The organism is Sandarakinorhabdus sp. (assembly GCF_031430775.1).
Lineage (GTDB): Bacteria > Pseudomonadota > Alphaproteobacteria > Sphingomonadales > Sphingomonadaceae > Sandarakinorhabdus.
Genome location: NZ_JANPCD010000019.1, coordinates 1 through 13,299, shown reverse-complemented (window position 1 = coordinate 13,299; position 13,299 = coordinate 1). Strand labels below are relative to the sequence as shown.

The 13,299-nt window shown below is 66.0% G+C and carries 16 protein-coding genes and 1 tRNA gene; 8 read left to right on the top strand and 9 right to left on the bottom strand.

Features of this window, described 5'->3' with window-relative positions; translation table 11 throughout:
• Positions 1–127: 127 nt before the first annotated feature.
• Genes flgG through flgB form a run of 6 tightly spaced genes read right to left on the bottom strand, consistent with a single transcriptional unit; the run spans position 128 to position 4,021 of the window.
• Positions 128–913 carry a flagellar basal-body rod protein FlgG gene (gene flgG / locus RMQ73_RS01035; RefSeq protein ID WP_310496105.1) on the bottom strand — a complete coding sequence of 262 codons (786 nt, stop codon included), beginning with the start codon at positions 911–913 and terminating at the stop codon, positions 128–130.
• 11 nt (positions 914–924) lie between these two features.
• A complete protein-coding gene (locus RMQ73_RS01030) occupies positions 925–1,668 on the bottom strand; it encodes a flagellar hook-basal body complex protein (RefSeq protein WP_310496104.1) in 744 nt (247 codons plus the stop codon).
• Between the two features lie 14 nt (positions 1,669–1,682).
• Entirely contained in the window at positions 1,683–2,978 is a 1,296-nt protein-coding gene (locus tag RMQ73_RS01025) for a flagellar hook protein FlgE (RefSeq protein ID WP_310496103.1), read from the bottom strand.
• Between the two features lie 4 nt (positions 2,979–2,982).
• A complete protein-coding gene (locus RMQ73_RS01020) occupies positions 2,983–3,279 on the bottom strand; it encodes a flagellar hook capping FlgD N-terminal domain-containing protein (protein WP_310496102.1) in 297 nt (98 codons plus the stop codon).
• Positions 3,276–3,674, bottom strand: coding sequence for a flagellar basal body rod protein FlgC (flgC, locus tag RMQ73_RS01015; protein WP_409049812.1), 399 nt, complete (start codon positions 3,672–3,674; stop codon positions 3,276–3,278). Before flgC ends, RMQ73_RS01020 begins: the two co-directional genes overlap by 4 nt.
• Positions 3,671–4,021 (bottom strand): flagellar basal body rod protein FlgB, encoded by a 351-nt coding sequence (flgB, locus tag RMQ73_RS01010; protein WP_310496101.1) that lies wholly within the window; start codon positions 4,019–4,021, stop codon positions 3,671–3,673. Before flgB ends, flgC begins: the two co-directional genes overlap by 4 nt.
• A 221-nt stretch (positions 4,022–4,242) precedes the next feature.
• Here flgB and RMQ73_RS01005 point away from each other — a divergent pair, with 221 nt between their 5' ends.
• The 7 genes from RMQ73_RS01005 (at position 4,243) to RMQ73_RS00975 (ending at position 9,915) form a co-directional block, all read left to right on the top strand.
• The gene (locus RMQ73_RS01005) at positions 4,243–4,743 is read left to right on the top strand and encodes a flagella basal body P-ring formation protein FlgA (protein ID WP_310496100.1); all 501 of its coding nucleotides are present in this window, start codon (positions 4,243–4,245) and stop codon (positions 4,741–4,743) included.
• Positions 4,744–4,810: 67 nt separating this feature from the next.
• A complete protein-coding gene (flgM, locus tag RMQ73_RS01000; protein ID WP_310496098.1) occupies positions 4,811–5,101 on the top strand; it encodes a flagellar biosynthesis anti-sigma factor FlgM in 291 nt (96 codons plus the stop codon).
• Positions 5,098–5,469 (top strand): hypothetical protein, encoded by a 372-nt coding sequence (locus tag RMQ73_RS00995; protein WP_310496097.1) that lies wholly within the window; start codon positions 5,098–5,100, stop codon positions 5,467–5,469. Before flgM ends, RMQ73_RS00995 begins: the two co-directional genes overlap by 4 nt.
• On the top strand, positions 5,466–6,218 hold the full coding sequence (locus tag RMQ73_RS00990; RefSeq protein ID WP_310496096.1) for a transglycosylase SLT domain-containing protein: 753 nt from the start codon (positions 5,466–5,468) through the stop codon (positions 6,216–6,218). Before RMQ73_RS00995 ends, RMQ73_RS00990 begins: the two co-directional genes overlap by 4 nt.
• The gene (gene flhA, locus RMQ73_RS00985; RefSeq protein ID WP_310496095.1) at positions 6,215–8,269 is read left to right on the top strand and encodes a flagellar biosynthesis protein FlhA; all 2,055 of its coding nucleotides are present in this window, start codon (positions 6,215–6,217) and stop codon (positions 8,267–8,269) included. Before RMQ73_RS00990 ends, flhA begins: the two co-directional genes overlap by 4 nt.
• Before the next feature lie 49 nt (positions 8,270–8,318).
• Positions 8,319–9,059 (top strand): FliA/WhiG family RNA polymerase sigma factor, encoded by a 741-nt coding sequence (locus RMQ73_RS00980; RefSeq protein WP_310496094.1) that lies wholly within the window; start codon positions 8,319–8,321, stop codon positions 9,057–9,059.
• Between the two features lie 37 nt (positions 9,060–9,096).
• Entirely contained in the window at positions 9,097–9,915 is an 819-nt protein-coding gene (locus RMQ73_RS00975) for a CoA ester lyase (protein ID WP_310496093.1), read from the top strand.
• Between the two features lies 1 nt (position 9,916).
• On the opposite strand, the gene RMQ73_RS00970 is transcribed toward RMQ73_RS00975, so the two are convergent.
• Positions 9,917–10,912 carry an NAD-dependent epimerase/dehydratase family protein gene (locus RMQ73_RS00970; RefSeq protein ID WP_310496092.1) on the bottom strand — a complete coding sequence of 332 codons (996 nt, stop codon included), beginning with the start codon at positions 10,910–10,912 and terminating at the stop codon, positions 9,917–9,919.
• Between the two features lie 143 nt (positions 10,913–11,055).
• On the opposite strand from RMQ73_RS00970, the gene RMQ73_RS00965 reads away from it, so the two are divergent.
• A tRNA-Gln gene (locus tag RMQ73_RS00965) sits at positions 11,056–11,130 on the top strand.
• Positions 11,131–11,137: 7 nt separating this feature from the next.
• On the opposite strand, the gene glmS is transcribed toward RMQ73_RS00965, so the two are convergent.
• Positions 11,138–12,961: a glutamine--fructose-6-phosphate transaminase (isomerizing) gene (glmS, locus tag RMQ73_RS00960; RefSeq protein ID WP_310496091.1), complete on the bottom strand. Its 1,824-nt coding sequence runs from the start codon at positions 12,959–12,961 to the stop codon at positions 11,138–11,140.
• Position 12,962: 1 nt separating this feature from the next.
• On the bottom strand, positions 12,963–13,299 hold a 337-nt coding region (locus RMQ73_RS00955), incomplete at its 5' end, for a DapH/DapD/GlmU-related protein (protein ID WP_310496090.1).

Sequence of the window (13,299 nt, the reverse complement as noted above, 5' to 3'; positions counted from 1 at the left end):
GGTGGGCGGGGCATCCACCGGAGCCGGCGGCGGCAAGGTCGCCGCAATGCCCGGCGCCCGGCCAAAGCCTTCATCGGCGCAGGCCGGCAGCAGCAGCGCCAGCAACGGGGCCAGCCGCAGCGCTGCCTCAGACGTTCTGCGCAACATATTGCCCCATTTCATCGGCGGCCTTGATGACCTTGGCGTTGATTTCATAGGCGCGCTGCGTCTCGATCATGTCGACCAGCTCCTGCACGGTTGACACGTTCGAGCCTTCGAGCGCGCCCTGGCGCAGCGTGCCCATGCCGGCGATGCCCGCAGGGCCGGCAGTGGCGGGACCGGACCCGGCGGTTTCGCGGTAAAGATTGTCGCCGATGGGAGACAGCCCGGCCGGATTGAGGAACCGCGACAATTGCAGCTGGCCGACCTCGACGGGGGCGGCCTGCCCGGCGATGACGGCCGTAACCGTGCCATCGGGCGCAATCGTGATACGTTCGGCGCCATCGGGAATGATGATAGGTTGGGCCAGCCGCAGGCCCGCAGTGGTCACCATCTCGCCGGTCGCCGACAGCTTGAAACCGCCGTCGCGGGAAAAGGCCTGGGTGCCGTCGGGCATGGTCACGGCGAAGAAGCCGGCGCCCTCGATGGCCAGATCCAGCGCATTGTCCGTCTGGATCAGCGTGCCCTGGGCATGGATGCGCTCGGTGCCCGCTACGCGCACACCGGTGCCGGTGCCGAGCCCGGTGGCATATTGGGTGTCGGCGCTGGATGCCGCGCCGGGGCTGCGGTCATCCTGGTACATCAACGACACGAACGCCGCGCGGTCGCGCTTGAAGCCGGTGGTGCCCACGTTCGCCAGATTGTTGGAAATCGTTTTCATGCGCTGGTCGAGCGCATCAAGCCCCGAACGGGCGATCTGCAAGGCCGAAGTCATGCGTCAGCTCCTCAGTTGTCGAGCGCCATGAGACGGGCGCCCTTTTCGTCAATTTCCTTGGCAACGCTCAGCATCCGGGCGTTTACCTCGAAACCGCGCTGCTCTTCGACAAGCTCGGCAAGGGCATGGGCGGCCTGCACATTGGCGCTTTCCAGCGCGCCCGGTTGCAACCGCGCCGCCTGGTCGCGCGGCAGCGGCAGATCGGTGACGAACAAGCTGTCACCGGCCTTGTCGCGGCTCTTGAGGCTGGTGCCATCGACAAGCTTCAGCCGGCCCAGCGGCGTCACCGCATCGCCGAGCCGGGCCGTGATGTTGCCATCGCTGCCGATCTGGACCGCGGCGCCCGGCGGCACGCTGATGGGGGCGCCATTGTCACCCACGACGACCCGGCCATCGCCGTTGGTCAGCAGCCCGGCAGGGGACACCGAAAGATCGCCGCGCCGCGTATAGCCTTCGCTGATTTGCCCGCCGATGATCGGCCCCTGCACGGCCAGCCAGGCTTCGCCGGCCAGCGCGATGTCCATCTCGTTGCCGGTTGCTGTCACCTGTCCGGCCTCGTGCGGGGTGGTCAGGCTGGGCGATCCGGCCTGCACCCGCGCCGGCCAGGCATCGCCGGCCAGATAACGGCCTTCGGCTGCCACCACCTCGCGGCGAAAGCCCGGCACGATGGCATTGGCGAGGTTGTTGGCCGTCACCTGCTGCTGCCGGCCACGTGCGCCAAGCCCGCTCAGGGCGGTATAGATCAGCCGGTCCATGGATTATCAGCCCCTTAGCTGCGGATGTTGATGATGGTTTGCATCAACGTCGAATCCGTCTCGATGGCTTTGGCGTTGGCCTGGAAATTGCGCTGGGCCGCAATCAGGGCGACAAGTTCGACGGTCAGATCGACGTTGGAGCGTTCGAGGCTGCCCGACAGGATGGTGCCGATGCCGTTGCGGCCGGCCTCGCCGACAATCGGTTCGCCGCTTTCGGGGGTGCCGACATAACTGGCATCGCCGGTCTGTTTCAGGCCCTGCGGGTTGCTGAAGGTCGCCAGCGCCACCTTGCCCAGCGTCTGCACCTCGCCGTTGGAAAAGCTCGCCTTCATGGTGCCCGACGTATCGATCGAGATGCTTTCGAGCTGGCCCGACGGAATGCCGTCCTGTTCGATCAGTGCCAGGCTGAACGGTCCCGTTTGCTGGGTGGTGGCAAGGCCATGGTCGATGGCCAGCGCAAAGGCCGCCCCGCCGGTGGGCGGCGTGAACGGGTCGAACGGGAACGGCGCCGCCGGGCTGGTCAGCACGCCATTGGTGTCGAAGGCCATGGCGATGCCGGGCGCACCCGCGACGTTCATTTCGGTATCGCCGACAAACACCCGCGCTGTCCAGCGGTGCACCGGATCGGGCAACGTCGGCGCGCTGTCCTTCACATAATAAACTGTGGCCGCCATCGGGTTGCCCAGCGAGTCGTAAACCGTCGTGCTGGTCGAGGCATTAAAAGTGCTCGGGTCATTGCGATCAAAGACATAGGGGTTGGACGGGGTATAGATCGGCTTGTTGGCGATGATCGGCGCATCAGCGGGCAGGTTGGCGGAAATCTTCACGAGGCTGGTGGCCTGCGGCGTGCCGGACGAAAGCGGCAATCTTGCCGGAATGGTCGAACCAAGGTCGGTGGACTGGACATTGCCATCGGTGGTGGTGGGGAACAACTGGAGCCGCCGGCCCTGAGTATCGACGATGAAGCGTTCGGCGGTGACGGCAAAGCTGCCGCTGCGCGTGAAATGCGTGGAAATGCCGCCGGCGCCGCTCTTGACCGTGAAAAAGCCCTGGCCGGCGATGGCAAGGTCGAGCGCCGAGGTCGAGGTTTCGGTCGGCCCCTGCTGGAATTGCTGGGAGATGGACCGCACCGATGTGCCCGACCCGACGATGCGGTTGGGGTTTTGCAGCGGCGAGGTGGAGATGATGTCGCCGAATGCCACCCGGCTGCGCTTGAAGCCGGTGGTGCCGACGTTGGCGATGTTGCTGGCGATGGTCGCCATTTCGGTTTGGGCGCCGGCAAGGCCGGTCAGGGCAGTGTAAAAGGCCATGGGGTCACTCCTCTGGGGTGGCGGAAATTGCTGCTGCGGATTGGGCAGCGATCAGGGCGTCGAGCCGGTCGATTACGCTGGCCAGCTTGATGTTCATGTTCTCGATGCCGTTGACGGTCGAAAACTGCGCCATCTGGGCGACATATTCGGTGTTATCGACCGGTTTGGTGGGGTCCTGGTTCTTGAGCTGGGCGGTCATCAGTTCGAGAAAGTCCGCCTGGCCCAGTGACTGGCGCAGCGGCTTGGCCGCCGGCGGACCAGCGACGGGGATGCCGGCGGGGAGCGTATCGATGCGGCTCATTTGCCGAGCCGCATCGTGTCGAGCGCCAACGTGCGCGCCGTGGTCAACACTTCGATGTTGTTGGCATATTGCCGGGCAGTTTCGACCATTTCGACCATCTCCTGATTGGAATCGACGGCAGCGGCCCAGACGTGCCCGGTCGCATCGGCGAGCGGATGGCCGGGGTCGTGGCGCTTTTCGGGAATGCCGGTGGGTAGCACCTGCGTCACATCGACGGTGGCGGTCTGTCCCTGATAGGCGGTGGCAAACACCGGCTTGAGCGCGCGATAGGCGCCGGCCTCGGTCCCGGACACGGCGCCGGCATTGGCCAGGTTCGAGGCAATGCTGTTGAGCCGCACGAGCTGCGCCGTCATGGCCCGCCCGGCAATGTCGAAGGTGTTCAGGCCCGCCATCATTCACCGCCCTTCAAGGCAGCCATCAGTGACTGGATGCGGCTGGTGAGGAACCCGAGCGAGGCGCGGTACTGGACCGCGTTTTGCGCAAAAGCCGCTTGTTCGGTCGCCAGTTCGACGGTGTTGCCATCAAGGCTGACCTGCGATGGCACGCGATATTTGAGCGCATTGTCCAGCGCCGCACCAAACGCCGAGCCGCCGGCCAGAGTGGCATCCACATCGATGTCGCGCGCCTTGAAGCCCGGCGTCGCTGCGTTGGCGATGTTGGATGCAATGACATCCAGCCGCTGCGCCCTGAGTTGCAGGGCGCGGCCGTGGATGCCGAATTGGGTATCGAGAAAGTCGGTCATGGCCCAGCCCAAGCAAGGGGCGTGCCAACCATGGCCCGGACAGGGATGCAGCGCACCGGGGCACGGCAAATTGGCCCGGGGGCGGAAAGGGGTTGCCGCTTTGCCGGCAAGGCCTTGCCGCCCCCGGGCCGGGTCTGGACCTTGGCCATAGGGGGGAATGGCCTTGGCCCGGTTCTTGCTTGGAGGGGCATCAGCAGAACGACCAGACAGGAGAACGGCCAGTGCGACCCATTGTTTACAGCCTCGGCATCACGATGATCGGCCTGGTCGCCACGGGACTGTGGGGCGGGAGCGCCGCCAACGCTTCGGGCCTGCACCCCATTCCCGATCTGGCGGCGCGAGTGGCCGCGTTTGCCGGGCGCGCAGGCCGCATTGATTCGCGGTTGTTGCTGCCCGACTGCCCGCGGCCGGCGCTGGCGATGGCAGATCCCGACGTCGTGCGAGTTGAATGTATCCAGCCGGCCTGGACGCTCTTCGTGCCGCTGGCCAGTGACCGGAGCAGCACGCCGGGCGCCATGCGGTCGCCGCCCGTAATCCGGCGCGGCGACCGTGTGCTGGTCGCGGCCGGCGGTGCCGGCTTTGAAGTCACGCTGGATGCCACTGCCGACCGCGATGCTGCCGATGGCCGCGTCTGGCTCAAGGGCGATAATGGCCGGCGCTTCGTCGGGCAACTTACGCCCGATGGCCGAGTCAGCCTCGGGCGAAGTTCGAGCGGCAATTAAAACATCGTGGTGAACCGCCGTTAACCGCTGTTGCCAGCACCGTGCTGGCCGATTGCCAAAGGAGAGCATGATGATCGATGGAATGGGCCGGGGAGGGCCGCTCTGGGGCCTGCGCGCGCCCGATGCGGGCAGCAAGCCGGGGCAGATCGGCACTGCCACGCGTCCGGCACCTGATCGCGGTGCAGTGGACAAGAGCAACGGCGGTCGCCTCGCCGTCGTGCGCGACATGGCGGCCAGCCCACCGGTGGACGGTTCACGCGTCGCCGCCTTGCGCGCCGAAATAGCAGCCGGGCGCTTCCGGACCGATCCGCTGGCCATCGCCGACGCCATGATGAAGCTGGAGCCGCGCAAGCCGTGACCGGGATCGCGCAAGCCCCAGCCCCAACCCCGGTCTGGGCCGGGACCGAAGATTGCTTCGACGGTCTCGTCGCTGCCATCGAGGCCGAGCTGGCGGCGCTTGCAGCCGAGGATGCCGACGCAGTGCTTGCCGCCAGCGAGGCCAAGACCGCCGCGCTTGCCCGTGTCCAGGCCGATCTTGCCGCCGGCGTGCCAATGCGGCGCGACCGGCTGGAGGCCGCGCGCGACCTGAATGCCAGGGCCATCCTGCTCAGCAAGGCCAAGCTGATCGGCGTTGAACGCCGGCTTGGCGCGCTGGTGCCGTCCGGAGTGCTGGCTGCCAGCGGCGCGCCATTGGTCTATGGCCGCGACGGGCGCTGGGCCGGATGAGCGGCATCGCTGCCCTGCGCCCAGTCGCACACGCTGTCTCGCAAGCTGCGGCGGACACGGCAAGCGGCGTCATCGCCGCCGTCCGCACTGCCGCATCGCGAACTGGCGTCGATTTTTCCTATCTGGTGGCACAGGCCAAGGTCGAATCTGGTCTCAACCCCGATGCTGCCGCTAGCACATCCAGCGCACGCGGGCTCTACCAGTTTACGGCCCGCACCTGGCTCGACACGGTGCGACGCCACGGCGCCGCCCATGGCCTTGGCTGGGCCGCCGATGCCCTGAACACCGGAGCCAGTGCCGAGGTCAAGGCCAGCATCCTGTCGCTCAGGACCAACGCCGAGGCCGCTGCGCTGATGGCTGGCGCGTTTGCCCGTGACAATGGCGCAAAACTGGAATCGGCGTTGGGCCGCGCTGCCAGTGCCACGGATCTGTATATGGCGCATTTCCTGGGCCCATCCGGGGCGGCGCGCTTTTTGAAACAGATGGCATCAGCGCCCCGCAGCGATGCGGCCGGCCTGATACCCGCCGCTGCCGCCGCCAATCGCGGCGTGTTTTACGGACATGACGGCACCCCGCGTTCGCTCGCCGAAGTTTACGAACGCTTTGCCGCCCGCATCGAAGGCGGCCATACTAATTCCCGCCTGCCGCTGACCCGTGCTGCGACAAGCGATCCCGCCGCGCCCGCTGCAAATGTGCCGCTGGCCCGGGCGCGGCTGGCGTACATGCTGCTGGCGGAGCTTGGCGCATGACCGATGCCTTGGCCCGCTTCGATCCGCGCGGCGCGCTGCTGCCGGCTGCGATCCTGATCCTTGTCGCGCTGATGGTCGTGCCGCTGCCGGCGCTGCTGCTCGATCTGTTTTTCGTGCTGAACATCGGTGTGGCGCTGATCGTGTTGATGGTGGCGATCAATGTGCGCAAACCGCTGGATTTCAGCGCCTTTCCCACCGTCCTGCTGTTTGCCACGCTGCTGAGGCTGTCGTTGAACGTCGCCTCCACCCGCGTCGTGCTCGTGCATGGCCATGAAGGCACGGCGGCCGCCGGCCATGTCATCGAGGCATTCGGCAGTTTTCTGGTGGCGGGCGATTATGTCGTCGGCCTGTTCGTGTTCGGCGTGCTGATGATCATCAATCTGGTGGTGATCACCAAGGGCGCCGGCCGCGTGTCCGAGGTCGCGGCGCGCTTCACGCTCGATGCCTTGCCCGGCAAGCAGATGGCCATCGACGCCGATCTCAATGCCGGGCTGATGACTGCCGACGAGGCCCGCGCCCGCCGCACCGAAGTGACCACCGAGGCCGATTTTCACGGCGCCATGGATGGTGCCTCCAAATTCGTGAAGGGTGATGCCGTTGCCGGCGTGCTCATCCTTGCCATCAATATCATCGGCGGGCTGGTGCTCGGCACCGTTCAGCATGACCTGTCGCTGGCCGATGCGGCACGCATTTACCTGCTGCTGGCGGTGGGCGACGGCCTTGTCGCGCAGGTGCCGGCACTGCTGCTGTCGATTGCGGCCGCCATGGTGGTGACACGCGTCGGCAAGGAAGACAGCCTGTCCGGCCAGGTCACCAGCCAGTTCGCCAGCGCAGCCGCCTGGGCGCCGGTGGCCGTCATCCTGGGCCTGCTTGCTGCCATTCCTGGCATGCCGTTGCTGGTGGTGGCCCCCGCCGCCATCGGCGCTGGCTGGCTGGCATGGAAGCTGCGCGTGCCGGCCATTGCCCCGGGGGTAGCCGGCGAGGGCGACGTGGCCTCGCAAAGCAGCGAGATCGCCTGGACCGATGTGGCCGATACCGCCGCTGCCAGCCTTGACATCGGCTTTGGCCTGGTGCCGCTGGTCGACGAGGCGCGCGGCGCCCCCTTGATGGCCCGCATCACCGCCATCCGCCGCCAATTGTCCAAGGATATTGGCTTGGTGCTGCCGCCGGTGCGCGTACGTGATGCCATGGCGCTGGCGCCATTCCAGTACCGCATCAGCATCGGCGGCGTCATCATCGGCGAGGATACCGCATTTCCCGACGATGTGCTGGCGATCGAGGCCGGCGTCATCGACACCCCAATTCCCGGCCGCGAGGCGCTGGACCCGGCATTTGGCCTGCCGGCTCGCTGGATCGACCCGGCCGAATCCGATCTTGCCGTCGCCGCAGGTTATACCGTCGTCGATGCCGCAGCCGTCATCGGCACCCATCTCAACCATCTGCTGCTGGCCAACGCCCATCGCCTGATTGGCCAGGACGAGGTGCAGGCCCTGCTTGATACGCTGGCGCAAGCCGCCCCGTCGCTGGCCGGCGCGCTGGTGCCCAAGTTGATGCCCTTGCCCGTCGTCACGCAGGTCGTGCAGCGGTTGGTCGAGGAAGGCGTGCCTGTCAGGGACATGCGCACGCTGGTGGGGGCGCTGGTCGCGGTTGCCGGCAAAAGCGCGGAGCCGGCAGAACTGGCGGAACTGGTGCGCCCGGCATTGGGGGCCGCGATCGTCCAGACGCTGGCGGACCTGAAACAGCCGCTGGCCGCCATTGCGCTGGATCCGGGCCTTGAAGGCCTGCTGGCACAGGCCATTCGCGCGGCGCCGGGCTCGCCTTGGCCGTTCGATCCCGATCTCGGCGGACGCGTCGGCGAAGCGATCAGCGCAGCCGCAGAGCCGTTGATGACGCAAGGGCGCCGTTTTGCCGTGGTCACACTGCCCGCCATTCGCCGACCGCTGTGGAGCCTGCTTCGCAGCCGGCTGCCCGGTGCAGCCGTGCTGGCCTTCACCGATATTCCCGATGACCGCGCATTGGATGTCCAGGCCGTGGTTGGCGCCGCCGCATGACCGGCAACCATCTGTTTTTCAATATTCTTCCTGAAGGAGCGCGTTAGCCATGGATGCTCGTCTCGGCCTGGATCCGGCACTGTATGCGCCGGCACGGCTCGCCCGCACCGATCCCGAACGGCTGATTTCCTCGCATCTGGCGCTGGTCCGCAAGATCGCCTGGCACGTCCATGCCAGGGTGTCGTCGGCCATCGATATCGAAGATCTGGTGCAGATCGGCATGATTGCGCTGATCGAGGCAGCGCGTGCCTTTGAGGATCGGGGCCATGCCGCCTTTGCCACCTATGCCACCATGCGGGTGCGCGGCGCCATGATCGACCAGTTGCGCAAGGGCGCCACCTTGGTGCGCTCGGCAATTCGCCGCCGCCGCGAATGGGGGCGGGTGCGCGCCACACTGGAAAACCAACTGGGCCGTACCGCCACCGACACCGAAATGGCTGCGGCGCTGGAACTGCCGCTGGACGCTTACCGCGCGGCCATTGCCCAGACCCATGCCGCGCATTCCGAAAGCCTCGACGACATTTACACCGATCACAATGACTGGTTCGCTGATGACGGCCCCGACGCGCACGAACAGCTTGAGGACAATGACCGCCGCCGCGCCATTGCCGCCGCCATCGGCCACCTGCCGGAACGAGAGGCGCAGGTGCTGCAGCTGTATTTTGTGCAGGAACTGAATCTTGAGGAGATCGGCCAGGTGCTGGGCGTCGGCGCCGCGCGCATATGCCAGATCAAGAAATCCGCCCTGCTGAAATTGCGGGGCAAGCTGACGGGCTGGGACGCGGATTGACGCTTCACCGCATCGGCGCAGCCGCTATGCTGGGCCGATGATGGACCGTTTCAAATCCCTGCTTTACCTGCCGGCCAACCGTGCCAGCGCTGTCGCCAAGGCGCGGACGCTGCCCGCCGACGCCGTGCTGCTCGATCTGGAAGACGCGGTGCAGCCGGATGCCAAGCCCGAGGCCCGGGCCGCAGCCATCGCTGCTGCTGCCGAGGGAGGCTGGGGCGCGAGAAAGTTGTTTCTTCGCGTCAACGCCATCGGCACCGCATGGCACGCAGACGATATGGCTGCGGCCACCGGCGGTGGCATTGACGGCCTTGTCGTGCCCAAGGTGGACAGCGCCGCCCAGGCACAGGCAGTTGTCGCCGCCGCGGCAGGCCTGCCGGTGCTGGCGATGATCGAAACCCCCGCTGGCGTGCTGGCCGCGCCGCAGATTGCCGCAGTGCCGGGCATCGCCGGGCTGATTGCCGGTATGGCCGATCTTGCCAAGGATCTGCGCTGCGGCAGCGATGCCGTCCGCACGCCATTGCTCTACAGCCTTTCGGCCATTGTGCTGGCGGCGCGTGCGTCTGGCATCGCCTGCTTCGACGGGGTGTTCACCGATATTACCAGCGAAGCCGGCTTCCTTGCCGAAGCGGCACAGGGCCGGCTGCTAGGCTTTGACGGCAAGACGCTTATCCACCCCAGCCAGGTGGCGCCGTGCAATCTGGCATTTTCGCCCACGCCGCAGCAACTGGTCGATGCGGCCGGGCTGATCGCGGCCTATGAGGCCGGCCTTGCCGCTGGCAAAGGTGTCACCACTTACAAGGGCCAGTTGATCGAAGTGCTGCACGTGGCCCAGGCACGGGAAATGCTGGCGCGCTGAACTACTGCTTCGTCCAGTTGCGGATCCAGCCGACAAAGCGTGGCACGCCCTCTTCCAATGGTACGGTTGGCGCATAGCCAAGTTCGCGCCGCGCCGGAGCTATGTCGGCCCAGGTTGCAGTCACGTCGCCCGGCTGCATCGGCTGCATGTCGAGCAGCGGTTCGCGGCCGCAAGCCTGCCCAATCAACGATACCAGCCTTGCTAGTTGCTGCGGTTCGTCATTTCCCAGATTGTAAATGGCATGCGGGCTTGTCGACCCGCCCGGCTTGACCGCGCCATCATCTGCCGGCGGCCGGTCGAGCGCGGCCAGCACGCCGGCTACGATGTCGTCGATATAGGTGAAATCGCGGCGCATCCGGCCGTGATTGTAAAGCGGTAATGGCTCGCCCTTCAGTACCCGTTCGGCAAAGCGCCACATCGCCATGTCCGGGCGCCCCCAGGGGCCATAGACGGTGAAGAAACGCAGCCCGGTCATGGGAATCCGATACAGATGCGCATAGCTTTCACCGATCAGCTCGCCGGCTTTTTTGGTCGCGGCATACAGCGAGACCGGCGAATCGGCGCGCGCCTCGGCATCAAAGGGCAGGGCGGTCGTGTCGCCATAGACCGAGGAAGACGAGGCATAAACCAGATGCACCCCCGGCTGGCTGCGCGCCAGTTCAAGGATTTCCAGCTGCCCGACCAGATTGCTATGGCCATAATCGCGCGGCGCATCGATCGAATGGCGAACGCCGGCCTGCGCCCCCAGATGGACAATGCCGGTCAGCGTTACGCCGCCCACGGCTGACGCCAGCGCCGCCTGGTCGGCAAAATCCCCGAACGCGAACAAAAAGTCATCAGCTTCACCGATCAATCGATCCAGCCGCGCCTGCTTGAGCGCCGGGTCGTAATAGGCGTTCATGTTGTCAATGCCAATGACCCGCTGTCCACGCGCCAGCAAGGCCCGCACCACATGGGCACCGATGAAGCCGGCAGCGCCCGTCACGATAACCGTCATATGTCCTCCAAAGGCCGCAAGCCCTTTATGCGCCAGCAACGGCCTGCGCGCCAAGCGCTTGCATAACCGCGGCACGGAGCCCCTGTGGCCGAATTTCCGGTTGCGCCCACGCCTGCGCCCGCCTAACAGCGCAGCCCGGCTGTTGGGGCGTCGCCAAGCGGTAAGGCACCGGTTTTTGGTACCGGCATGCGCAGGTTCGAATCCTGCCGCCCCAGCCAGTTGCCGTTATTCGACGGTCACCGATTTCGCCAGATTGCGTGGCTGGTCCACGTCGGTGCCCTTGGCGAGCGCGACATGATAGGCGAGCAGTTGCACCGGTACGGCGGTGATCAACGGGCTGATGAACGGGTCGACGTCGGGCATCAGGATGGTCGCCATCGTGCCGGCGCCGTGCTCCGCGATGCCGGCCGCGTCGGAAATCAGGACGACCTGGCCGCCGCGCGCCATGACCTCCTGGCAGTTGGAGATGGTCTTTTCAAAACGCGGGCCTGAGGGTGCGATGACAATCACCGGGACATTTTCGTCGATCAGTGCGATGGGGCCGTGCTTCAGTTCACCCGCCGCATAACCTTCGGCGTGGATGTAGCTGATTTCCTTCAGTTTTAGCGCGCCTTCCAGCGCCATCGGATAGTCCGGACCGCGCCCGATATACAAGATGTCACGCGCCTTGGACAAAGGCTGGGCAAGCGCCTGAACAGTGGTTTCGCACTTCAGCGCCGTGTTCATCGCCGCCGGCACTTCGGTCAGCAGGTGCACCAGCCGCGCCTCCTCGTCGACCGGGAGCCGGCCCTTGGCCTTGCCTAGCGCAATGGCAAAGGCGGCCAGCACGGCCATCTGGCATGTGAAGGCCTTGGTCGAGGCGACACCCACTTCCGGCCCGGCATGGGTGGGCAGCAGCAGGTCGGTTTCGCGCGCCATGGTTGACGACGCGACATTGACCACGGCGGCAATCATCTGGCCGCCGGCCTTGGCGTGGCGCAGCGCCGCCAGCGTGTCGGCCGTCTCGCCGCTTTGCGAGATGAACAGGCACAGGCCGCCGTCTTCGTAAACGGGGTCGCGGTAACGGAATTCCGACGCATTATCGATGGCGACAGGCACGCGCGCCAGGCTTTCGAGCCAATAGCTGGCAACGTGCCCGGCAAGCAGCGCGGTGCCGCACGCGACGATCTGGATGCGCTTGACGGACGCCAGATCAAAGGGTGCGGGCGGCAGGCTGACCGTCTCGGCGAGCGGATCGAGATAGGCGCCAAGCGTCTGGGCGACGACGATCGGCTGCTCATGGATCTCTTTTTCCATATAATGCCGATAGTTGCCCTTTTCGATCACGGCGGCCGATGCCGACGAGATGATGACCGGGCGGCTGACATGCTGGTCATCGCCGTCGAACACCTGGGCACCATCGGGCGACAGCCGTACCCAGTCGCCTTCTTCAAGATAGGCGATGCGGTTGGTGAACGGTGCCAGCCCGAGCGCATCGGACCCCAGGAACATCTCGCCGTCGCCATAACCCAGAACAAGCGGCGAGCCGCGCCGGGCGCCGTACATAAGCTCGGGGAAGTCGCGGAACAGAATTGCAAAGCTGAAGGCGCCGTGCAGCCGCGCCAGCGTGCTTGCCACGGCCTCGTCCGGACTGGCGCCGGCGTCCAATGCCATGGTCAGCAGATGTGCCACGACTTCGCTGTCGGTCTGCGAGGTGAGGGTGCGACCCGCAGCGATGACTTCCTCGCGCAGAGGCTTGAAATTTTCGATGATGCCGTTGTGAACCAGTGCGACGCGGTCGGTGGCATGCGGATGGGCGTTATCGCGGGTGGGCGCGCCGTGCGTGGCCCAACGAGTGTGGGCGATACCGGCATGGCCGGGCAGGGGGCTGAGTGCCAGTTCACCTGCAAGGTTGGCCAGTTTGCCGGGTGCGCGCCGCCGCTCGATCAGGCCGTCATGGATGGTGGCGACGCCGGCGGAATCATAGCCGCGATATTCCAGCCGCCGCAGCCCATCGATGAGCCGGTCGGCGACGCTGCTGCGCGACTGGATGCCGATGATACCGCACATGCTATTTGCCTTTCAGTGCCTGTTTGGCAGCCCGGAACCGCGCCGCCCAGCCGGGCTTTTCGCTTTGCGGTGGCCGCACCAGTGCCAGCGCATCGGCTGCGACATCGGCTGTGATGGTGCTGCCGGCGCCAATGATGGCACCAGCGCCAATGGTCACCGGTGCCACCAATGCGCTGTTCGATCCGATGAAAGCGCCGGCGCCAATGTTCGTTTCATATTTGAAGAAACCATCATAATTGCATGTAATTGTTCCAGCGCCGATGTTGGCGCCGGCGCCGATTTGGGCATCGCCCAGATATGACAGATGGTTGGCCTTGGCGCCCGGGCCGAACACGGCC

Bases quoted from the DNA above. Each gene is read 5' to 3' on its own strand.
- RMQ73_RS01025 (WP_310496103.1), bottom strand. From the start codon at position 2,978: ATGGCCTTTTACACTGCCCTGACCGGCCTTGCCGGCGCCCAAACCGAA.
- RMQ73_RS00970 (WP_310496092.1), bottom strand. From the start codon at position 10,912: ATGACGGTTATCGTGACGGGCGCTGCCGGCTTCATCGGTGCCCATGTG.
- glmS (WP_310496091.1), bottom strand. From the start codon at position 12,961: ATGTGCGGTATCATCGGCATCCAGTCGCGCAGCAGCGTCGCCGACCGG.
- flhA (WP_310496095.1), top strand. From the start codon at position 6,215: ATGACCGATGCCTTGGCCCGCTTCGATCCGCGCGGCGCGCTGCTGCCG.
- RMQ73_RS01030 (WP_310496104.1), bottom strand. From the start codon at position 1,668: ATGGACCGGCTGATCTATACCGCCCTGAGCGGGCTTGGCGCACGTGGC.
- flgM (WP_310496098.1), top strand. From the start codon at position 4,811: ATGATGATCGATGGAATGGGCCGGGGAGGGCCGCTCTGGGGCCTGCGC.
- flgG (WP_310496105.1), bottom strand. From the start codon at position 913: ATGACTTCGGCCTTGCAGATCGCCCGTTCGGGGCTTGATGCGCTCGAC.
- RMQ73_RS00980 (WP_310496094.1), top strand. From the start codon at position 8,319: ATGGATGCTCGTCTCGGCCTGGATCCGGCACTGTATGCGCCGGCACGG.
- flgC (WP_409049812.1), bottom strand. From the start codon at position 3,674: ATGATGGCGGGCCTGAACACCTTCGACATTGCCGGGCGGGCCATGACG.
- RMQ73_RS01020 (WP_310496102.1), bottom strand. From the start codon at position 3,279: ATGAGCCGCATCGATACGCTCCCCGCCGGCATCCCCGTCGCTGGTCCG.
- RMQ73_RS00990 (WP_310496096.1), top strand. From the start codon at position 5,466: ATGAGCGGCATCGCTGCCCTGCGCCCAGTCGCACACGCTGTCTCGCAA.
- RMQ73_RS00975 (WP_310496093.1), top strand. From the start codon at position 9,097: ATGATGGACCGTTTCAAATCCCTGCTTTACCTGCCGGCCAACCGTGCC.
- flgB (WP_310496101.1), bottom strand. From the start codon at position 4,021: ATGACCGACTTTCTCGATACCCAATTCGGCATCCACGGCCGCGCCCTG.